The sequence below is a fragment of the Rufibacter radiotolerans genome (assembly GCF_001078055.1).
In the GTDB taxonomy this organism is placed as follows: Bacteria; Bacteroidota; Bacteroidia; order Cytophagales; family Hymenobacteraceae; genus Nibribacter; species Nibribacter radiotolerans.
Genome location: NZ_CP010777.1, coordinates 3,666,783 through 3,688,166 on the forward strand (window position 1 = coordinate 3,666,783; position 21,384 = coordinate 3,688,166).

14 protein-coding genes are annotated in these 21,384 nt (G+C 52.8%); all 14 read left to right on the forward strand.

The window, feature by feature from the left end:
* Positions 1 to 13: 13 nt before the first annotated feature.
* The 14 genes from TH63_RS14860 to TH63_RS14925 all read left to right on the forward strand — a co-directional run bounded on the left by TH63_RS14860 (position 14) and on the right by TH63_RS14925 (position 21,370).
* A complete protein-coding gene (locus tag TH63_RS14860; protein ID WP_048921632.1) occupies positions 14 to 1,705 on the forward strand; it encodes a RagB/SusD family nutrient uptake outer membrane protein in 1,692 nt (563 codons plus the stop codon).
* 89 nt (positions 1,706 to 1,794) lie between these two features.
* On the forward strand, positions 1,795 to 2,898 hold the full coding sequence (locus tag TH63_RS14865) for a glycan-binding surface protein (protein ID WP_048921633.1): 1,104 nt from the start codon (positions 1,795 to 1,797) through the stop codon (positions 2,896 to 2,898).
* A gap of 18 nt (positions 2,899 to 2,916) precedes the next feature.
* Positions 2,917 to 4,467 carry an IPT/TIG domain-containing protein gene (locus tag TH63_RS14870; RefSeq protein WP_082161725.1) on the forward strand — a complete coding sequence of 517 codons (1,551 nt, stop codon included), beginning with the start codon at positions 2,917 to 2,919 and terminating at the stop codon, positions 4,465 to 4,467.
* A gap of 405 nt (positions 4,468 to 4,872) precedes the next feature.
* A complete protein-coding gene (locus TH63_RS14875; RefSeq protein WP_048921635.1) occupies positions 4,873 to 6,456 on the forward strand; it encodes an endo-1,4-beta-xylanase in 1,584 nt (527 codons plus the stop codon).
* 752 nt (positions 6,457 to 7,208) lie between these two features.
* A complete protein-coding gene (locus TH63_RS14880; RefSeq protein WP_076606502.1) occupies positions 7,209 to 8,366 on the forward strand; it encodes a glycoside hydrolase family 26 protein in 1,158 nt (385 codons plus the stop codon).
* A 42-nt stretch (positions 8,367 to 8,408) separates the two neighbouring features.
* On the forward strand, positions 8,409 to 10,280 hold the full coding sequence (locus TH63_RS14885; RefSeq protein WP_048921637.1) for a sodium:solute symporter family protein: 1,872 nt from the start codon (positions 8,409 to 8,411) through the stop codon (positions 10,278 to 10,280).
* A 37-nt stretch (positions 10,281 to 10,317) separates the two neighbouring features.
* Positions 10,318 to 11,541, forward strand: a complete 1,224-nt coding sequence (locus TH63_RS14890; RefSeq protein WP_048921638.1) for a glycoside hydrolase family 130 protein — start codon at positions 10,318 to 10,320, stop codon at positions 11,539 to 11,541.
* Positions 11,538 to 12,779 (forward strand): AGE family epimerase/isomerase, encoded by a 1,242-nt coding sequence (locus TH63_RS14895; protein WP_048921639.1) that lies wholly within the window; start codon positions 11,538 to 11,540, stop codon positions 12,777 to 12,779. The genes TH63_RS14890 and TH63_RS14895 overlap by 4 nt, the downstream gene beginning before the upstream one ends.
* Before the next feature lie 251 nt (positions 12,780 to 13,030).
* Complete coding sequence (locus tag TH63_RS14900; protein ID WP_156180636.1) at positions 13,031 to 14,233, forward strand: glycoside hydrolase family 26 protein; 1,203 nt, start codon at positions 13,031 to 13,033, stop codon at positions 14,231 to 14,233.
* Positions 14,234 to 14,279: 46 nt separating this feature from the next.
* Complete coding sequence (locus tag TH63_RS14905; RefSeq protein ID WP_053093826.1) at positions 14,280 to 16,025, forward strand: glycosyl hydrolase; 1,746 nt, start codon at positions 14,280 to 14,282, stop codon at positions 16,023 to 16,025.
* A gap of 95 nt (positions 16,026 to 16,120) precedes the next feature.
* Positions 16,121 to 17,350 (forward strand): glycoside hydrolase family 27 protein, encoded by a 1,230-nt coding sequence (locus tag TH63_RS14910; protein WP_048921641.1) that lies wholly within the window; start codon positions 16,121 to 16,123, stop codon positions 17,348 to 17,350.
* Between the two features lie 76 nt (positions 17,351 to 17,426).
* Positions 17,427 to 18,845, forward strand: a complete 1,419-nt coding sequence (locus TH63_RS14915; RefSeq protein ID WP_231583482.1) for a sialate O-acetylesterase — start codon at positions 17,427 to 17,429, stop codon at positions 18,843 to 18,845.
* Between the two features lie 54 nt (positions 18,846 to 18,899).
* Positions 18,900 to 20,216, forward strand: a complete 1,317-nt coding sequence (locus tag TH63_RS14920; protein WP_048921642.1) for a glycoside hydrolase 5 family protein — start codon at positions 18,900 to 18,902, stop codon at positions 20,214 to 20,216.
* A 74-nt stretch (positions 20,217 to 20,290) separates the two neighbouring features.
* The gene (locus TH63_RS14925) at positions 20,291 to 21,370 is read left to right on the forward strand and encodes an SGNH/GDSL hydrolase family protein (RefSeq protein WP_048921643.1); all 1,080 of its coding nucleotides are present in this window, start codon (positions 20,291 to 20,293) and stop codon (positions 21,368 to 21,370) included.
* Positions 21,371 to 21,384: the final 14 nt, after the last annotated feature.

Sequence of the window (21,384 nt, forward strand, 5' to 3'; positions counted from 1 at the left end):
CTCTTCCTTCAAAATGAAAAATAAATATTTATACCTGGCAGCCATTTCCGCTTTGTCTGTCTTCTCAGGCTGTGAGAAAGAATTTCTGGAAAGACCGCCGCAGGACACATTGGTTGATGCTAATTTCTTCAAGACCAATGACCAGATATTAGCCGCTTCGGCTCCCCTGTATACCGTGGTTTGGAAAGACTACGTGGACAAGAGCTACTGGGCCCTTGGCGATGTAAGGGGCGGTACCCTGCAACGGGGATTCTATGATGTGTTCAAGAATGACGTGATGTTCCGCACCACGGGTATTGACGTCTCTAACGTGGAAGCCTACCGCTCTTTTTATGTGGTAGTGGGCCAGGCCAACACCCTTATCCAGAACATTAACCGCTATGCAGGGGCAGCCGTTAGCCCAGAGATTAAGAACCATGCCATTGCCGAAGCCCGGTTCATGCGCGCCATGGCTTACTTCTTCCTGGTTTCCAACTATGGCCCTGTTCCTATCATTGAGAACAACCTGGAGCTGCTGAACAACGCTGATGTGACCCGCAACACGGTAGAAACCGTGTGGGAGTTTATTTCCCGGGACCTTGAGTTTGCCGCCGCCAATCTTCCTACCGCCCCGGTGCAGCCGGGCAGGATCACCAAATGGTCTGCCGAAGGGATGCTTGCCAAAGTATTCCTGACCAGGGCGGGCGTTGAATCTAAGGGCGGTGCCCTGAAACAGGAGTACCTGGACAAAGCCAAAGAACTTTCTGAGCGGGTAATCACCATGAGCGGGAAAGCCCTTCTTCCTAAGTATGAAGATCTGTTCCGTTTTCCTTATGACAACAACAATGAGTCTTTGTTTGAGCAGCAGTGGGTTTTCACCTCAGACTATGGCTATGCCAACACTATGGTGTCACAGCTTAACTTCAGCAATGACATTGCGCCAGGCTCAGACGGCTGGGGCGGTGACTTAGGCGCCTCCTGGTGGATGCTAAGCCTTTATGACGGGCTTATCCAGGACAATGGCACCAAGCCCGGCTTCACGCTGGACCAGCGCCTGAAGGCCACCTTCATGCTGCCAGGTGCGCAGTACCCAGAGATCACCCAAACCGTTAGAGACGCCGCCGGGAACGCAAGCAAACAGAAGTTGGTCTTCCCGGCTCCGGCCGCCGCTGACCAGTTTAGCTTTGCCAATGTTAAGAAATACGTGATTGGCAACAGAGATGATGTTGGCGACCAGGTGACCCAGCAACGCTACCCTAACAACACTTATATGATCAGGCTAGCTGAAATGTACCTGATCTATGCTGAAGCAGCCCTGGGAAGTAACTTCTCTACCTCAGACAAGAAAGCGCTGGACTACTTTAACAAAGTGCACATGCGCGCAGGTTTGCCGGTGTATGAGGGGCCTCTTACCTGGGACATCATTTTCCAGGAACGCGCCAAGGAGTTTGCCGTGGAAGGCCAGATCTGGTATGACCTGGTGCGGTTACATTACTCTAACCCGCAGAAGGCTTATGACATCATCAACAGCCAGGACCGGGAGATATTTGTGATCAGACCAGACCGCATGCCTAACCCAACCGGCTGGACTTTCACCAAGACCTCTTACGTGACGGCCAGAACGGCTACTGCCAACTCCGGTAACTTCCTGTTGCCTATCCCAACGGTAGAGCAAAGCCAGGCGCCGGGCTTAAGAAACCCGCCGGTTCCTTATGTGTTCAAGTAAGCATTGTATTCAGAAAAGAAATAACCAAGCATATGAAAGTTAATTTTAAAACTCTGTTATTTCTCTTCATCGCCTTGGCGATGGGGGGGATGTTTACAGCCTGTTCAGAAGACGACGATCTTTCCAACGGGGGTAAACCCATGATCAGCTATATTAGAGTCACCCGCCCTAACGCTTCAGACTCCCTTGTGGTGAAGGCTGGCCAGGGCAAAATGGTGGCGATTGTAGGAGATAACCTGGCCAACGTGCGCGAGCTTTGGTTCAATGACCAACAGGCCGCCTTAAACCCCTCTTACATCACCAATACTACTATCATCACCAGAATACCTTCTCAGATTCCCAATAAAATCTCCAACAAACTTCGTATGGTTTTCGCCAACGGAGAGGAACTGCTGCATGATTTCAATGTGGACATCAGCAAGCCAAGAATTGACCGGATGATGAGCGAATACGTGAACATTGGCGAGAATGCCACCATAGTAGGTGACTTCTTCTATGAACCGCTTAAAGTAACGTTTACCGGTGGTGTACAGGGCGAGATTGTTTCTATCAAGGATTTCAAAACCCTTACCGTGAAAGTACCCCAGGGTGCACAGCCAGGCCCTATCACCATCTCCTCTAACTTTGGAGAGTCAGAATCTGTTTTCTGGTTCCGTGACAACCGTAACATCATTGCTTCTTTTGACGCGGGTACCAGCGGCTTATGGCATGGGCCAAACTACATCAAAGCATCTGACGCCGCGGTGCAGCCAATCAACGGCAACTTTTTGAGAATTGACAATAACCTGGGCGCGTGGGCCTGGTTTGAGACCTATGTAGGGGAGCAAAGCAGTGTTGCCGCCACAGAGAACAAAAACATTCCTGCCGATGCCTTTGCCAACCCCGGAAAATACAGCCTGAAGTTTGAGATCAACACACAAGAGCCTATGACCGGAGCCTGGTACAGAATGTACATGGGACCAGACATGGCCACCAAAAGAGGAGATGTGTACTACAACTGGCAGCCTAACCTGCACACCGAAGGGAAATGGCAGACCGTTACCATTCCATGGGAAGATTTCTGGAAAGCAAACAAAGAGTTTGCCTATAACCCAAATGGCTACGGCGTGTCTATGCACTTTAGCGGGCCTAACGCCGTGAAAGTGAAGTTTGCCTTAGATAACATGCGGGTAGTACCTAATACTAAACTTTAATTTCAGAAAGCGCCTCATATGAAAAACCTTTATAATATTAGAGTATGGTTGATGGCCTTGCTGGTGCTCTCCTTAGGGTACCTCACGGCCTGCGGTGACGATGATGATGATCTGGGATCTGACAAGGTAGAGCTCATCAGCTTCGGGCCGACCGGTGCCAAGCACGGGGAGAAAATCAAGTTTATTGGGAGAAACCTGAATAAGGTTGAGTCTATTGCGCTGGCCGGGGTTACTGTCCCCAAAGCCCAGTTCACGTCTCACACTTCTGAATTAATTGAGTTGGTAGTGCCCGCAACGGCTGAGCAAGGAAGAGTGGTACTGAAAATAGCCGGTGGCGAAGAGATAACCTCTAAAACGGTATTAAGCTTTGATGTACCCGTTAAGGTAACCTCTGTAACCGGTGAAGCAAAACCAGGCACCAATATCACCATCAAAGGTGATTTCCTGAACTGGGTAGACAGCGTGCAGTTTGGCTCACTCCAAAAAAGTGTGAAGACGTTTGCCACCAAGTCCAAAACAGAATTGGTGTTGACGGTACCTATGGAAGCCAAGACTGGTTCGCTTTTCCTTTTCACAGGCGGCACCAAGCCCCTGAAAATGGAAACAGAGCAAGTGTTAACCGTAACCTTGCCAAAAGCGACAGGCTTCTCTCCTGCTTCTTTAAAGCACGGCGAGAACCTCACCATTACCGGCACAGACCTTGACCTGGTAAAGGAGATTGTGTTTACGGGAGTGGGCACGGCAAAAACAGCCACCTTTGTAAGTCAAACGGCCACGCAACTAGTAGTAACCGTTCCTAACAACGCCTCAACCGGCACGCTGAAATTGGTAGCCAAATCAATGGTGGAAGCGCCTACTACGCAGAGCATCACTATTATTTTACCGGCCATCACCACCTTGGCGCCTAACCCGGTAGACCCAGGCGCTAACCTGACCATTACGGGTACTAATCTGGACCTGGTGAAGACGGTAAACTTTACCGGCGGGGCCTCTGTCTCCACCTTTATCAGTCAATCTCCTACCCAGATTGTGTTAAAGATGCCAACCACTGATATCCTGAACGGAGCGGTTACATTCATTACCACCCGCAACTACACGGTAGCTACCGGCAAGACCCTGACCATTAATGTGGCCCGCCCGGCGTATTATATTTACAATGATGTGCTTAATTCTGGTTGGCAGAAATGGGATGGCTGGGGAACCACTACCCAGGACATTGAGAACACCGAATTTGTGAGCCGTGGCACTAAGGCCATCAAGGTAAGCTTTAATGATCCCTATGGCGCGTTCCAGTTACACCCTAACAACAAAGATGTCCTGGATGGCTATACCACCATTGTGTTGTATGTGCGCGGTACCGTGAACAGCAGAGGATCTATTCAGATCAAGAACATGGCGGGCACTTTTGGAACGGACGCTCCATTTGATATTGTAGCAGGTCAATATACCCGCATTGAAATTCCAATCAGCGCCTTAGGCAATATTACAGGCGGGATTAATGAGTTCTATATCAAGAACTACGGCACTAATCCTAACACCTTCTATATTGATGATATAGAGCTGAAGTAATTTCTAAGTTCATCATTATTCCATAATAAAAAGAGGAAGAGCCATTTACTCTTCCTCTTTTTATTCCCTCCCCAGACAAACAAGTAGTTACAAAGAGCAAGGCATGGCAACCCTTCTTTATTCTTGTCAAAAAGTGCACCGCTAGCATCAATTTACCGCTAACCTAATCAGGAGAAGATCGCTCAGTTTCTACCTGTTTTCCGAAAAACAGGCCAGAAACGGAAATAGTGACTTAAAGAAGGGCACAACTCATTATGCTTATCAATAATTAATACAGCATATTCTACAGCCACTATTTTTCATAACACCTTACCGGTAACACCCTCCGCCTTCTTAACCATAACAGAAAGAAAGTAGTCTTGAATATCCCCTTTGAAATAAGCACTAATTACTAACCTACGTAACATGACAAAAGCTTTACTTTCTTTGTTCTTACTGCTGCTTCCCCTATTTCAGTTAAGGGTTCAGGCGCAGAATAACACCCCTCCTTCCTGTGTCATTACGGCTCCTCATAATAATGCTTATTTTGAGGCCGGCAAAGCCATGACCATCAAAGTTTACGCAGCAGATATTGGAGGAACCTATGCCGATGGAACAGTTACCAAAGTAGAATTCTTTAACGGAGCCACTAAGTTAGGGGAGGCAACCTCTGGCACTAACAGCACCTACACCTTTGTCTGGAGCCCTTTGGTGGCAGGTACTTATACCATTACGGCCAAAGCCACTGATAACCTGAACGCTGTGAGCACTTCTGCCGGGGTAATGGTAACTGTTGGAACTACTGCGGCAACGAGCAGAGGCTTGAGTGCCTGCAAAGGAAAATACCTGGCGCAGATCATTGCCGGAAGCGTGCCCGGTAATTTCAACTCACTCTGGAACGGAGTTACGGCAGAAAACAATACCAAGTGGGGCGTGGTAGAATCTACGCGTGATGCCATGAACTGGACCGGGGCTAATATTGCCTACAACCATGCCAAAAACAATAATCTGCCTTTCCGGTACCACGTGTTTGCCTGGGGAAGCCAGTTCCCTGCCTGGGCCATTAACTCCAGTAACAACCTCTTGATTAGCCCTGCTGAGTTTCAGGAAGAAATGGAGGAATATATGGCAGCGGTGGCCGCGCAGTTCCCAATGGGTATTGACCAGATAGATGTCTTAAATGAAAATCTGCGTACCCATGCCGCCGCCACGCCCGCCTTTAAAACTGGTTTGGGCGGAGGAGGAACTACCGGACATGACTGGATTATCTGGCTTTTCACCAAAGCCCGGCAATACTTCCCTAATTCAAAGCTGATTTTAAATGACTATGGCCTAGAGAACGACCAGACTGCCATTAACGAGCAGCTTGCCGTTATAAGAGTTCTGCGTGACCGCAACCTGATTGATGGATTTGGCACGCAGGCGCACGAGTTCAACATCAATACCCTTTCTGCCACGCAGCTTAAGTCTTCTTTAGATTTGATGACCCGGGCCGGTGTTCCTATTTATGTGACAGAGCTGGATATTTCAGGAGATGACAATATTCAGTTTACCAGGTACCAAAATTTGTTCCCCGTGTACTGGGAGCACCCAGCCGTAGCTGGGATTACGCTCTGGGGCTATGAATCTGGCAAAACCTGGAAAACCAACACCAACCTGCTTCAGTCTTCCGGTTTTGACCGCCCGGCCATGACCTGGCTCAGGGAGTATATGGCCGGCAGAGCAGATGTGGGATATCCCTTCTGCACGCAACAGGCGGTGGTAACCGGCATAGGAGGTGAGCTGGGCGCTCAAAATTTCTCTTTATACCCTAATCCCTTTACTGAGAATTTCAGATTTGAACTGAGCGGGAAATTTGAGTACCAACTATTCAGCAGCGCAGGTGCCTTGCTGCAAACCGGAACGGCTACCGGCGAGCTAGTATTGGGAGAAGGACTTGCGAAAGGCCTTTACCTATTAAAAGTAAGTCATAAGAATCAGGTTAAGACCCTGAAGTTGATCAAGCAATAAAAGCTTTCATGCTTACAAGTTAAGGCGCCGTCTTTCTGTTGCCAAGCAACGCTTTGGTAACTGAAAGACGGCCCTGCCTTTTAGGATACCTGAATTGCCTTTACCTAAATGTATTACCTTACTGCTTTTCAGGAAAAGGGAGCCGCCAGCGTAACCGATCTTCTCATACTAACAGAAAAGAATCGACTGCACTGATGCATTTTACTTGTGGTTTTTCCCCTCCAGGGGAAGGCTGGCATTCCTTAAGCCCGATTAGTATTCAGCAAAAGTTCTGTTAAAAAAAGACTACTAAAAGAGTTACCAATACAGCTCCCTCTTAGGCCAGAAAAGGAAAACTTCCAAAATATTAACCATCTGTCTCTATGATAGGCCAATATATTATTATGGGTCTTCTGGCAGCTATAACCTATCTCAACAGCTTGCAAATAGTAAAGCAGATAACCCAAACAGGGTAAAAGTTTTCTGGTTCTTGTAATCTTCAGGCTGTAAGGATAATGCTTTAATAAAACCCCAGCATTATCCCTGAAAGGCAGTTTCCATCAAACAAATGATAAAATAGTATTATATTTTACTAGAGCATGTGGTTAGTTTTGTATAGGTGCAAAAGTGTAAGGAATAGAACCAAAGGATAGCAGGTGATAACGTCCTAAAGCCCTGCCCCAATGCAGCTGCGGGGAAGAAAAAGTGAGGTTCTAAAATCTCCATCTTTCCTGCTATCTTTTACCTGTAGTAGCTTTCTAAATGATTCAGCCATGACAAAACCTTTATTGGTATGCTTTCTTTTGCTACTCTCCCACTTGGCTTCCTATGGGCAATGGCTCCCTGTCAATAAAAAAGCTACCCCTGAGACCAGGAACCTGTATGCCAACCTGAAGCGGCTCTCGCAAAAGGGAATCCTATTCGGGCACCAGGACGCACTAGCTTATGGCATGGGCTGGAAGTATGAACCTGGCCGGTCAGACGTGAAGGAACTGGTAGGCGAGTACCCGGCGGTGGTGGGCTGGGACCTGGGCCACCTGGAACTGAAGAAACCGGTGAACCTGGACAGTGTGCCTTTTATGAAGATGCGCGCCTTTGCGCAGGAAGTGTACGCCAACGGCGGTCTCAATACCTTCAGTTGGCACCTCAACAACCCCCTGGACCCCGGTAAATCCAGCTGGGACCCTATGGACTCTACCATTCAGCACCTCTTCAAAGACAGGAAAGCCTTGAAACGTTACAAATCATGGCTAGATGAGGTGGCAGACTTCATGAAAAGCCTGAAAGGGCCCAAGGGCGAGCTAATTCCTGTGGTATTCCGGCCTTTGCACGAGCATACCGGCAGCTGGTTCTGGTGGGGCCGCAACCACAGTTCCCCAGAAGAATATAAGCAGATGTGGCGTTTCACGGTAGATTACCTCAAAAAGAAAAAAGCCCACAACCTACTCTTTGCCTACTCCCCAGACCGCTTTTCCTCAAAGGCAGATTACCTGGAGCGCTACCCAGGCGATAACTACGTAGATATTCTGGGCTTTGACATCTACCACCGCCTGCCTGCAGATACTTCCCTCACGGCCCAGGCCACGCAAACGTTCATCAAAGAAACCCGCCAGATGGTGGAGACGCTGCGGCAGATAGGCCAGGAGAAAAACAAAGTCTGGACCCTGAGCGAGACCGGACTGGAAACGGTGCCCCTCGCCCATTGGTGGACCCAGGTTCTTTACCCCATTGTGAAAGACGCCGGTTTATCTTACGCGCTGGTGTGGCGCAACGGCCGACCCGACCATTACTATGCCCCTTTCAAGGGCCAGAAAAGCGCCGCAGACTTCAAGGATTTTTACAACCACCCTAACGTGTTCTTCATAAAAGACGCGGCCCGGGAGCAGTTGTATGCACCGGTACCTACCCAGCCCAAACAAGCCAAAAACTAACTCCTTACCCAATCCTAACAGACAAATCCTTCTATTTCCTGCATGAAACTAACCGCACTTGATATCAGCATCATTGCCTTCTACTTACTGGCGGTGGCGGCCATAGGGCTGGTCCTGCAAAACAGGGCCAAGGCCAACAAAGAGGCGTACATGCTGGGGGGCAATACCCTGCCCTGGTATGCGCTGGGTCTCTCCAACGCCTCGGGTATGTTTGATATTTCCGGCACCATGTGGATGGTGATGCTGGGCTTTGTCTATGGCCTCAAAAGCATCTGGATTCCGTGGCTGTGGCCCTCGTTCAACCAGATTTTTCTGATGATGTTCCTGGCCGCCTGGTTGCGCCGCTCTAACGTGACTACCGGTGCCGAATGGATGCTCACCCGCTTTGGCCAGGGCCGTGATTCTGCCCGGTCGCACAGCATTGTGGTCGCCTTTGCCTTGCTGAGCTGCCTGGGTTTTCTGGCCTACGGCTTTATTGGTTTGGGTAAGTTTGTGGAGATCTTTGTGCCCTGGTCTTTGGTGCAGCCGTACGTGCCGTTCACCGTCTCCCCGGAGTTCGTGCCTCATTTCTATGGCATGCTGTTTACCTTCTTCGCGGTGTTTTACTCCATTCTGGGCGGCATGGCCAGCATTGTCTGGGCAGATGTGCTGCAGTACGCCATCATGACGGCAGCCTCTATTGTAGTGGCCGTGCTGGCTATCAACAACCTGGAAACCACGCCCCTCAATGTGCCAGAAGAATGGAAAACCCCTTTCTTCGGGGCCACCCTGGACTTGGATTGGACCGGCATTATTGATGACGTCAACGCCAAAATCAAATCTGACGGGTATTCGCTCTTCGGGATCTTCTTTTCGCTCATGGTTTTCAAAGGCATCCTGGCCAGCCTGGCCGGACCCACGCCTAACTATGACATGCAGAAGATCCTTTCGGCCCGCTCACCGCAGGATGCCGCCAAGATGAGCGCCTTTGTTTCCATCGTGCTAATCCCTACCCGTTACCTTATGATCATGGGGTTCACGGTGCTGGCCATCCTCAATTATGACCAACTGAACCTCACCTCTGCCAGCGGCATTGACTTTGAGCGCATCTTGCCGGCTGCTATCCAGCGCTTCGCCCCTACCGGTATCCTGGGTCTTATCTTAGCGGGTTTGCTAGCCGCCTTTATTGGCACATTTGCGGGTACGCTCAATGCTGCTCAGGCCTACCTGGTCAATGACGTGTACCTGCGCTACGTGAACCCCAAGGCCAGTAACAAAACCGTAAGCCGCATGAACTACGCTACCGGCATAGTGGTGGTACTTGTGAGCATGGTGCTGGGCTTTATGGCTAAAGACGTGAACAGCCTGCTGCAGTGGATTGTGGCGGGACTGTACGGAGGCTATATCTCCGCTAACGTGTTAAAATGGTACTGGTGGCGCTTTAACGGAAGCGGCTTCTTCTGGGGCATGCTCACCGGTATTGTGCCAGCGCTCATTTTCCCTTATTTCACTGATGGGCTTGATCTGTACTACTTCCCGTACCTGCTCCTCATCTCCCTGTCCGGCAGTATCATAGGCACGTTCATGGCCCCGCCTACTGATGCCCACACCCTGAAAAGCTTCTATAGCAATGTGCGCCCCTGGGGCTTCTGGGGCCCGGTAGCCGCGCAGCTTAAAGCCGAGGACCCGGCATTTGAGGAAAACAAAAACTTCTGGCTGGACATGTTCAATGTCATAGTGGGCGTGACCGCGCAGATGTGCCTCACCCTCTTGCCTATCTACCTGATTCTAAGCATGTACAATGAACTGATGGTCGTGCTGGGCATTTTGCTGGTCTGCGGCTTTATTCTCAAGAAAACCTGGTGGGACAAGCTTCCCACAGACGGCCTTTCTGTAGCAGCCTCTATCAAAAGAAAATTAGTTACCCATTCATAAGCGGCCATCCGCTATTACCATCTTTGACCCTAGTACCATGGAAAACACCTTCCAGACAAGATTGAATGAGCTCACTGCGTTTCAAGCTGATTTGATTACCAGAGCAAACGAAAAGCAGCCCTTAAGCAACGGCATCTATGACAGATACATCTTTCCGGTCCTAACCCACCAGCACGCTCCCCTGTCCTGGCGGTATGACCTGAACCCCCAGACTAACCCGTTCTGCATGGAACGCATTGGCATTAACGCGACTTTTAACGCGGGTGCCATTAAACTAAATGGCAAATACCTGCTGGTGGCCCGCGTGGAAGGCAATGACCGTAAGTCCTTTTTCGCGGTGGCGGAAAGCCCCAACGGTATTGACAATTTCCGGTTCTGGGAAAAGCCTGTCACCCTGCCCGAGACCAATGACCCAGACATAAACGTGTATGACATGCGGGTGGTCCAACATGAGGACGGCTGGATTTACGGCCTGTTCTGCACTGAGCGCAAAGACCCCCAGGCCAAACCCGGCGATGAGTCCTCAGCTGTTGCGCAATGCGGCATTGCCCGCACCCGTGATCTGGTGTCCTGGGAACGCCTGCCCGACCTGGTCACCACCTCGCCGCAACAGCGCAACGTGGTACTGCACCCTGAATTTATCAATGGAAAGTACGCCTTGTATACCCGCCCGCAGGACAGCTTTATTGAAGCCGGAAGCCGCGGCGGGATCGGCTGGGGCCTCACCGATTCCATGGAAAATGCGGTGGTAAACGAGGAGCTCATCATAGACCCCAAGACCTACCATACCGTGTACGAGGCAAAAAACGGACAGGGCCCTGCTCCCATTAAAACCGAGAAAGGCTGGCTGCACCTGGCCCACGGCGTGCGCAATACCGCCGCCGGACTGCGTTATGTGCTGTACCTGTTCCTCACGGATTTAGAAGACCCAACCAAGATACTCTACAAACCGGCCGGTCATTTTATCGCCCCAGAGGGCGAGGAACGGGTAGGCGACGTGTCTAACGTGACCTTCAGCAATGGCTGGATTCTGGACGAAGACGGCACCGTGTTCATCTACTACGCCTCCTCAGACACCCGTACCCACGTAGCCACCTCCACCGTGGACCAACTGTTGGATTACGTCATGAACACCCCGGCAGACGGGTTCCGCTCGGCGGCTTCTGTGCAGCAGATTAACCGGTTAGTGGAGAAGAACCAGGCGTATCTGGCCAGCCAACAACAGGAAAAAGCCTATGAATTAACCGGGGCCCGTTCATGATTTCGGCCACATCGTCTGCCCGCACGCACCAGCTTACCCTGTACCAACAGGAAATGGAGCAGGAATTGGAAAGGATTCTGACTTTCTGGGCAGAAAACACCCAAGACCACCAGCATAGCGGGTTTGTGGGGCAGATGGACGGGACCGGCATGGTCATTCCAGAAGCCCCCAAGGGCAGCATCCTGAACGCCCGCATTCTCTGGACGTTCTCGGCGGCATACCGGCACACGCAGAAGAAAGAACATCTGGAGCTCGCCACCCGGGCTTTAGATTACCTGCAAACCCATTTCCTGGATTCCGCCCACGGCGGAGTTTATTGGATGGTAGACGCGCAGGGCCAACCGCTTAACACCCGTAAGCAGGTGTATGCCCAGGCTTTCGCGCTGTACGGGTTCAGCGAGTATTACCGGGCCACCCAGGCACCAGCGGCCTTAAAAAGAAGCCAGGAGCTGTTCACCTGGATAGAGCACTACAGCTATGACCCGGAGCACGGCGGTTACCTGGAGGCTTTTAGTCACGAAGGGCAATTGCTGGAAGATCTGCGTTTGAGCGAGAAGGACCGCAACGACCCCAAGACCATGAACACCCACCTGCATGTACTGGAGGCCTACGCCAACCTGTACCGCATCTGGCCAGACCCGGTGCTGGCGGAAAGGCTGAGGGATTTGATAAACGTTTTCCTGCAGCGCATCATAGACCCGGCCACCGGGCACCTGAACCTGTTCTTCGGCCGGGACTGGACGTCTACTGCCAACCTGGTTTCCTACGGGCATGACATTGAAGCCTCCTGGCTTTTGCAGGAAGCCGCCGAGGTATTGAACCACCAAGCCTTGCTAACGCAGGTGAAAGAAGCGGCCCTCAAACTGGCCCAGGTCACCGCTGAGGCCCTACTCCCTGACGGCAGCCTGTATCATGAACTCAACCTGGACCAGAACCACTTTGATACCCACCGCGAATGGTGGGTGAGCGCCGAGGCGATGGTAGGCTTTTTGAATGCCTTTGAACTGACCCAGAACGAAGAGTACCTGCGCCACTCCTGGAACGCCTGGCAATTTGCCCAAAACCATCTCCTGGACCACAAGAATGGTGAATGGCTCTGGGGCGTGCACCATGACTATACGCCCATGGCCGCACAAGACAAAGTAGGTTTCTGGAAATGCCCTTACCACAATGCCCGCGCCTGCCTGGAGATCATTCACCGGTGCCGCCAGCAGTTAAGGCAAGAGAACCATACGTAACTTTATATCTGTGAATTTACTTAACGCGCCTGCTCAGCACCTAGCCCACAGGAAGCGCCAGAAGCGGAAGGTCGTTTTGGGCACGTTTCCATAAAACGGGCTCAAAAAAGGAAAGAAAGACAAGGATATTCCAACTACAGACAGTGAAAAGGAGTGGGTCTTTCCTGTTAAAAGAAAAGTAAAACTTACCTCCTGTTTTAGGGCCGTTTTTGAAAAAACAGGCCCAAAACGGAAAACAGAAAAAAGAACGTATGGCATACAAGACCACCAAATGCATTGTGTTGTTTCTGCTGCTGGCGGCGGTAAACGGCTGCGCGTTCAAAAGCACCTCGTTCAAGAGCAAGCCCAGCCTTACGGAAGCCCGTGCGCTTTTGGTGGACAAAAACGCCACTGAGCAAACCGCCTCCCTCTTCTACAACCTCAAGAGAATCTCTGAGGAAAAGATCCTGTTCGGGCACCAGGAAGCCACCCGCCAGGGCTACGGCTGGAACTGGCGGACCGGTTTGCAAACCCCAGACGTAAAGGCGGTCACCGGTCAGATGCCGGCCGTCTATGGCTGGGACTTTATAGATATTGCCAGTTTTAAGCCCCAGGAAGAGGTAAAGAAAGTAGAAGCCTCGGTACGGGAACAGATCCTGAAAGGCTACAAGCGCGGCGGGCTCCACACCTTCTCCTGGCACTATAGCAACCCCGTTTCAGAAGGCAGCTTTTATTGGGAAAAATCTCCGGTAGAGGCAGTCAGTCAGATTCTGCCTGGTGGTTCTGCCCATGGAAAATTCAAGAACTCGCTCCGGCAAATAGCCGATTTCTCCAAGTCACTGCAGGTAGACGGCCAATTGGTGCCGCTCATTTTCAGGCCCTGGCATGAGTTTGATGGCGAGTGGTTCTGGTGGGGCAAAGGCCACCGCAGCCCAGAGGAGTTCAAGCAGCTCTACCAGTTTACCGTCACCTACCTGCGCGACAGCCTGCAGGTGCGCAACATGCTCTACGCCTGGTCCCCGGACTGCCGGTTTAGCAATGAGGAAGAGTTCCTGAGGGAGTACCCCGGCGATGCATACGTGGATCTGGTAGGCACCGACAACTACTGGGATTTAAAGGAAGGCAAAGACCCGGCCGTGGCCGGCGCCAAATTCAAGCTGGTGTCAGACTTCGCCAAAAGCCGAAACAAGCTGGCCGCCGTCACAGAGTCGGGGCTGTTGAACGTGAGCCAGGCAAACTGGTACTCCCAGATGCTGATGAAAGCGCTGCAACATGACAAGCTGCAACTGGCCTACGTACTGCTCTGGCACAACCGCCAGGACGAGTTCTGGACGCCGTTCAAAGGCCACCCGGCGGAGCAGGACTTCGTGCAGTTTCTGCAGCACCCGTACGTGCTCACCGAAGAGAACATCACGGACCTGTACAAGATAAAACGCCAGCTGCCCTACAAGAAAAAACAGTCCCTCAGGCCATGACCTCGCAACCGTACTTCCCAGAAACTTCACTTTATCTCTTCCCCTTATGACACTACCTTTACCTTTAATCAGGGAGTCTTTCCTCCAGGCAAGGGCGCTATGGGTAGTAGTCTTTTTACTTACTGCGTGGCCGGCGCAGGCCCAGGAGATAAAACTGGAAGCCGAGAACGCCACCCGCAACGGTGTGACGGTAGGCAACAGCCTGGCCGGGTATTCTGGCACCGGCTACGTACAGGGCTTTGACAACTCGTTTGCCAAAAACGTGACCTTCACGGTCAATGCGCCGGCGGCGGGTATTTATGATTTGGCCATAAGGTACGCCACGCCCTCCGGCGAGAAAGGATACGCCCTGGAAATAAACGGCCAGCGCACCGAAGGCATGTTCTCTAACGTACCCGGCTTCGCGACGGCGCAGGCCGGCAAGCAGTACCTAAACGCCGGCACCAACACCCTGGTCATTGGCGGTAGTTGGGGCTATTACTACATTGACTTTATTGCCCTTACCCCGGCTACTATTCCGTTACCGGCCAAACCCCCTAAAACGCTCACCGATGCCAACGCCACAACCTCCACCAAAAACCTGTTCAGCTATTTGGTAGACCTGTACGGCACCAAGGTGCTGGCCGGGCAGCAGGAAAACAACCTATTGCAGGAAATAGATTACGTGCGGGAGCAGACCGGCAAAGACCCCGCCATTGGCGTCTATGATCTCATTGACTACTCACCCTCGCGGCTGCAGTACGGGGCCAACCCCAACAACCACTCAGAGAACGCCATTACCTGGGCGAAGAAAGACCAGGGCCGCGGCATCATCAGCCTTATGTGGCACTGGAACGCCCCCACAGATTTGATCAACCAAAGCCCCGACAAACTCTGGTGGAGCGGGTTCTACACCCGGGCCACCACCTTTGACCTGGCTGCGGCGTTGGCCGATAAAAACGGCGCCAACTACCAACTCTTGCTCCGCGACATGGATGCCATTGCCTTGGAGTTGAAGAAGTTTCAGGCCCAGGATATTCCGGTGTTGTGGCGCCCGCTGCACGAGGCCGCCGGGGCCTGGTTCTGGTGGGGTGCCAAAGGCGCGGCCCCGTTCAAAGAGCTCTGGCAAATCATGCATGACCGCTTCACCAACCACCACCAACTGCACAATCTCATCTGGGTCTATACCGCCGAACCCAACAAACAAGACTGGTACCCCGGCGATGCCTACGTGGACATAGTGGGCATTGACATCTACGAGAACTCCGCTACGGCCTCTAACCACAGCGCCCAATGGACCGAACTGCAAACCTTGTTCAACGGCAAGAAACTGGTCACCTTGTCGGAGACCGGCAACCTGCCTAATGTAGAGTATATTAAATCCTTCGGCACGTGGTGGTCCTGGTTCGCGGTCTGGACCGGCCCAGATTATATCAGGAAACAGCCTATCCCGCTGCTGCAATCGGTCTTCACCCACCCAGACGTCATCACCCTGGATGAACTCCCCAACTGGCGCACCTACGGCACCCTGACTGGCCTTGCCCTGGAAGAGGCTTCGGGGGGCCTCCGCATTTTCCCCAACCCTTCCGCCAACGGCAAGCTAACGGTTGAAATGACCGCCACCTCGGCTCGGGCCACCACCTTTATCCTGCTTACCTCTACCGGAAAAAAGGTGGCGTCTGTGAAGCAAAAGCTACAGGAGGGGCAGAACGTGGTGCAGATACCGGTGCAGCAGCTTCCGGCCGGCGTGTATGTTCTATTGGTGCAGCAGGGGAAAGAACGGTTTACCCGGCGGGTGATCCTCCAGAAATAATGGTTGAGCTCACTTTCTGTTTTGAGCCTGTTTTTGGGAAAACGGCCCCAAAACGGAAGTAAGAAAAGCTCAGAAAACATCTTTACCCAAAACGCATGAAACAACTGGTTCTCCTTTTAACTGCCTTTGCGTTATCCCTCACCGGCTTTGGCCAGGGCAACAACTATGTGCAGAACTACAAGAAGTTTGAAGGCCTGGCCCTCACCCCACCCATGGGCTGGAACAGTTGGAACAAATTTGCCTGCAACGTAGACGAGCAGCTGATCAGGGAAACCGCCGATGCCATGGTCAGTTCGGGCATGAAGGAGGCCGGCTACACCTACATTAACATTGACGACTGCTGGCATGGCGACCGCGACAGCCTGGGCTTTATCCACCCGGACCCCAAGCGGTTCCCCTCGGGTATGAAGGCGCTGGCAGATTACGTGCATTCAAAAGGCCTGAAACTGGGCCTGTATTCAGATGCCGGGTCGCAGACCTGCGGGGGCCGTCCGGGCAGCCGGGGCTTTGAGTTCCAGGATGCCAAAATGTATGCTGAGTGGGGCATTGATTACCTCAAATATGACTGGTGCAACACGGAGGGCCTCAAGGCCGAAGGCGCCTACAAGACCATTACGGCCGCTCTAAGAAAAGCCGGTCGGCCCATAGTGCTGAGCATCTGCGAGTGGGGCGACAACAAGCCCTGGGAATGGGGCAAAGAGGTAGGCCACCTCTGGCGCACCACCGGCGACATCTACAACTGCTTTGACTGCGTGGAAGACCACGGCACCTGGAAGTCCTGGGGCGTGATGCAGATCCTGGACAAGCAGGAGAGCCTGCGCCAATACGCCGGCCCCGGCCACTGGAACGACCCAGACATGATGGAGGTAGGCAACGGCATGGCCGTAAACGAAGACCGCGCCCACTTTACCATGTGGAGCATGCTGGCCGCCCCGCTCATTGCCGGCAATGACCTGCGAAAGATGAGCAAAGAAACCGTAGCCCTCCTCACCGACAAAGAAGTCATTGCCATCAACCAGGACAAACTGGGTATTCAGGGCTTTAAGTACGCCAGCAAAGACAGCGTGGAAACCTGGCTCAAACCCCTGGACAACGGCAAGTGGGCCGTGGCCTTCCTTAACCGCGGCAAGGCGCCCCGGAAAGTAAGCTTTGACTGGAAAAACACACCGATTACAGATGATTTCTCTAAAAAGGAATTGAACGCGGCCAAAACCACCTACAACATTAGGAACGTGTGGGCCAAAAAATACTTGGGCAACACCAAAAAAGCGTTTGCGGGCACGGTGCCCGGCCATGATGTTATTCTGCTGGTACTAGGCACCTGATCCAATTCCTATTTTAGGCCTGTTTTTGGGAAAACAGGCCTAAAACATATTGCATAAAAAACCCAATCGCACCTATATGAAGGCACACCGCAATAAGCACTTACTAACCGCCATCAGACTCTTCACCCTCATGGTTTTCTGCGGCCTTGCGTCCTCGGCAGAAGCCGTTACGCTGCCGGCCATCATTGGTCCCCACATGGTGTTGCAACGGAACGCTGAGGTGACCATCTGGGGCTGGGGCAAGACCGGTGAGGAAATCACGGTGACCGGAAGCTGGGACAACCAACCCGTGAAAACCAAAGCAGACAACCAGGCTAGGTGGGAGGTGAAACTGAAGACGTCGGCGGCTGCGGGTCCGCATACCCTTACCGTGAAGGGATACAATACGCTGGTGCTGGAAGACGTGCTGCTGGGCGAGGTGTGGCTGTGCTCGGGCCAGTCTAACATGGAATGGAGCGCCAGCGCCGGCATTGACAATGCCGCGCAGCACGTGGCAGAGGCCAACTTTCCGGCCATCCGCTTCTTTCAGGTGGCGCACCGCACCGCAGACACGCCGCAACTGGACTTGCCGGGGCAGTGGGTGGTCTGCACCCCCAAAACCATGAAGGACTTTAGCGCCGTAGGGTACTTTTTTGGGCGGGAGATCCATCAGAAAATGAAGGTTCCGGTTGGGCTCATTAACAGCAGCTGGGGCGGCACCCCCGCTGAGACCTGGCTTAGCAGCCAAGCCATTTCCGCTAGCCCGGTACTGGCCCAGGCTGCCGCCGCCCGTAAAGAAGTGCCGTGGGGCCCGGTGCAGCCCGGCAAAGCCTATCATGCCATGATTGCCCCGCTCACCTCCTTCCGGCTAGCCGGCGCGCTGTGGTACCAGGGCGAATCGAATACCGACGCCCCCGAGGTGTATGCCCAACTGCTGCCTGCCCTCATCCAGAACTGGCGTACCCAATGGAAGCAGGATTTCCCGTTCTATTTCGTGCAGATTGCCCCCTTTAACTACGGCTCCCCTGAGGAGCGCGTGCGCCTGGGCGAGGCGCAGTTGAAGACGCTGCAGGTCCCTAACACCGGCATGGCCGTCATCAATGACCTTGGTAACCCAGATGACATTCACCCCCGCAACAAGCTGGACGTGGGCAAGCGCCTGGCCGCCTGGGCCCTGAACAAGACTTATGGCCAGAAAGACGTGCTTTTCTCAGGCCCGCTGTACAACGGCCAGATGAAGGTGGAAGGAAATAAAATCAGGCTGTTCTTTGATCATGCAGACCAGGGCTTGGTGATAAAAGGCAAAGAACTCACCCATTTTGAGATAGCCGGCGAAGATAAAAATTTTGTACCCGCCACCGCTAAGATTTCCGGCAGCACCATTGTGGTCAGCGCCAATGGCGTGAAAAAGCCGGTGGCCGTGCGCCTGGCCTGGAGCAACACGGCCGTGCCTAACCTGTACAACAAAGCCGGTCACCCGGCCTCCAGTTTCAGGACAGATTCCTGGACCAGGTAACTGGTTCCTTTTTACTTCGGCTTACGCCGATGAAGTGCTTATTCACCCTACTATATGAAAAAGATATTCTTCCTGCTCACATTTCTGCTCACCGCTTACCTGCCCCTGCAGGCCCAGAAAACAGATGATTTTGTAAAGACCAACGGCCACACCTTTACCCTCAAGGGGAAGCCTTATTACTACATTGGCACCAACTACTGGTATGGCGGTCTGCTAGGCTCTACCGGCCAGGGCGGCAACCGGGCCCGGCTTATTAAAGAACTGGACCTGCTAAAGAAAACGGGAGTGAACAACCTGCGCGTTCTGGCAGGCGCCGAGGGGCCCAACAACCAACCTTACCGGGTCTCACCGGGGCTGCTCATGGCCCCCGGACAGTACAATGACACGCTGCTGGCCGGGCTGGATTTTCTGCTGGCGGAGATGGGCAAACGCGACATGAAAGCCGTGCTGTACCTGAACAACGCCTGGGAATGGTCGGGGGGCTTTAGCCAATATGTGAACTGGAACACCAAGGTAGCCATACCGTACGCCCTGGCCAATAACAATGACTGGGCCAGCTTCATGAAGTACTCTGGCCAGTTCCACCAATGCGCGCCCTGCAAGCAGCAGTTTGAAGACCACGCAAAGTTCATGCTCAGCCGTACCAACCAGTTTACTAACCAGAAGTACACCGCAGACCCGGTAATCATGGCCTGGCAGATTGCCAACGAGCCCCGGGCTTTCTCCATGGCCAATGTGCCGGCCTACAGCCAATGGATTAAAAGCATGGCTGCCCTAATCAAGTCCCTGGACCCGAACCACCTGGTGTCTACCGGCTCAGAAGGCTCTCACGGCTCAGAGGGTTCTATGGACGTCTTTAAACAGGTTCACACAGACCCCAACATTGACTACTTTACCATGCACATCTGGCCCAGAAACTGGGGATGGCTAGACAACAAGAACATTGGCGGCTCCCTGGATTCCGCCCTTATAAAAACCACGCAGTACATGGACCGGCACATGGCCTTCGCCCGGGAACAGAAGAAACCTATTGTGCTGGAGGAGTTCGGGTTGCAGCGGGATAACAATGAGTTTAGCCCGGCGGCTACCACCACGCACCGTGACCGGTATTACCAGCAGCTCTTTGCGCGGGTGCTTTCCAGCGCCAAGGAAAAAGACGCGTTGGCCGGGGCCAACTTCTGGGCCTTTAACGGTACCGCCCGCCCCAACCCCACCCGCCATTTCTGGCAACCCGGCGATGACCTCATGGGTGACCCTCCGCAGGAAGAACAAGGCCTCTATGGTGTCTTTGACACAGACTCCACTATGCCATTAATTAAGAAGTACAGCAAGAAGGTGCGCAAAGCGGGCACGAAAAAGAAGCAGCGGTAATAGCTTTCTGACGCTCGCTGCGGTTTCGCTTTTTGCAACATTTACTACCTTCAAGACCCAACCACCAAAACCTTATGCACCAGCACCTTTTCCCGCTCCTTTTACTGGTTTGCCTTTTCTTTACCGGGTGCAAGACCAGTGATAGCACTACCCAGGAGGCGGTGCTCTTTGAAGCAGACCACCCAAATATCCAGTACACCGGCCGCATTGACTTTTCTGACCCTAAGAAGCCTCGGTTCTGGGCTCCGGGCGTGTATGTCACCTTCAAATTCAAAGGCTCTTCCTGTGAGGTCATTTTAAACGATGAGGAATACGGCAACAAGCACAATTACCTGCAAGTAGCCATTGACAAGGCCGCGCCCTACCGTATTCAGACCACCGGCAAAAGCAACACCATCACTATTGGGGAGAATCTGGGTCCGGGCGAGCATACGGTCACCATCTGCAAAAACACCGAGGCGAATGTGGGGTACCTGGAGTTTTTGGGTGTTAAAGCCCAAGCCTTGTTGCCGCCGCCGGCCAAATCCACCCGCAGGATTGAATTCATTGGCAACTCCATCACCTGCGGCACCGGTGCCGACCTCTCGGGCGTGCCCTGCGGCAAAGGCCAGTGGCATGACCAGCACAACGCCTACCTGGCCTTCGGTCCCAGAACAGCCCGGGCGTTAAATGCCCAATGGCACGTCACGGCCGTGTCTGGTATTGGCCTCATGCGCAGCTGCTGCAACATGCCGGTAGTCATGCCGCAGGTATTTGACAAAGTGAACCTGCGCGAGAATGAGTTGCCTTGGGATTTCAGCCGCTATGTGCCAGACGCGGTGACTATCTGCCTGGGCCAGAATGACGGCATTCAGGACTCCACTGCGTTTACCGGAAATTACCTGAAGTTTCTGCAGACCGTGCGCAGCAAGTATCCGCGTGCGGAAATCATCTGCCTTACCAGCCCTATGGCCGATGCTAAACTCGCCGCGGCGCAGAAGAACTACCTCACCGGCATTGTGGCTGCGGCCAATACCGCCGGCGACCAAAAGGTGCATAAATTCTTCTTTTCCCGCTCCTACACCAATGGCTGTGACAACCACCCAAACCTGGAGGAACATGTCCTCATTGCCGCTGAGCTTACCACCTTCCTGAAGAAGACGTTGAACTGGTAAACCTGCTGTTGGAA

What these genes read in the sequence shown, in the direction of transcription:
- TH63_RS14860 (WP_048921632.1), top strand. Translation starts at nt 14, where the DNA reads ATGAAAAATAAATATTTATACCTGGCAGCCATTTCCGCTTTGTCTGTC.
- TH63_RS14865 (WP_048921633.1), top strand. Translation starts at nt 1,795, where the DNA reads ATGTTTACAGCCTGTTCAGAAGACGACGATCTTTCCAACGGGGGTAAA.
- TH63_RS14870 (WP_082161725.1), top strand. Translation starts at nt 2,917, where the DNA reads ATGAAAAACCTTTATAATATTAGAGTATGGTTGATGGCCTTGCTGGTG.
- TH63_RS14875 (WP_048921635.1), top strand. Translation starts at nt 4,873, where the DNA reads ATGACAAAAGCTTTACTTTCTTTGTTCTTACTGCTGCTTCCCCTATTT.
- TH63_RS14880 (WP_076606502.1), top strand. Translation starts at nt 7,209, where the DNA reads ATGACAAAACCTTTATTGGTATGCTTTCTTTTGCTACTCTCCCACTTG.
- TH63_RS14885 (WP_048921637.1), top strand. Translation starts at nt 8,409, where the DNA reads ATGAAACTAACCGCACTTGATATCAGCATCATTGCCTTCTACTTACTG.
- TH63_RS14890 (WP_048921638.1), top strand. Translation starts at nt 10,318, where the DNA reads ATGGAAAACACCTTCCAGACAAGATTGAATGAGCTCACTGCGTTTCAA.
- TH63_RS14895 (WP_048921639.1), top strand. Translation starts at nt 11,538, where the DNA reads ATGATTTCGGCCACATCGTCTGCCCGCACGCACCAGCTTACCCTGTAC.
- TH63_RS14900 (WP_156180636.1), top strand. Translation starts at nt 13,031, where the DNA reads ATGGCATACAAGACCACCAAATGCATTGTGTTGTTTCTGCTGCTGGCG.
- TH63_RS14905 (WP_053093826.1), top strand. Translation starts at nt 14,280, where the DNA reads ATGACACTACCTTTACCTTTAATCAGGGAGTCTTTCCTCCAGGCAAGG.
- TH63_RS14910 (WP_048921641.1), top strand. Translation starts at nt 16,121, where the DNA reads ATGAAACAACTGGTTCTCCTTTTAACTGCCTTTGCGTTATCCCTCACC.
- TH63_RS14915 (WP_231583482.1), top strand. Translation starts at nt 17,427, where the DNA reads ATGAAGGCACACCGCAATAAGCACTTACTAACCGCCATCAGACTCTTC.
- TH63_RS14920 (WP_048921642.1), top strand. Translation starts at nt 18,900, where the DNA reads ATGAAAAAGATATTCTTCCTGCTCACATTTCTGCTCACCGCTTACCTG.
- TH63_RS14925 (WP_048921643.1), top strand. Translation starts at nt 20,291, where the DNA reads ATGCACCAGCACCTTTTCCCGCTCCTTTTACTGGTTTGCCTTTTCTTT.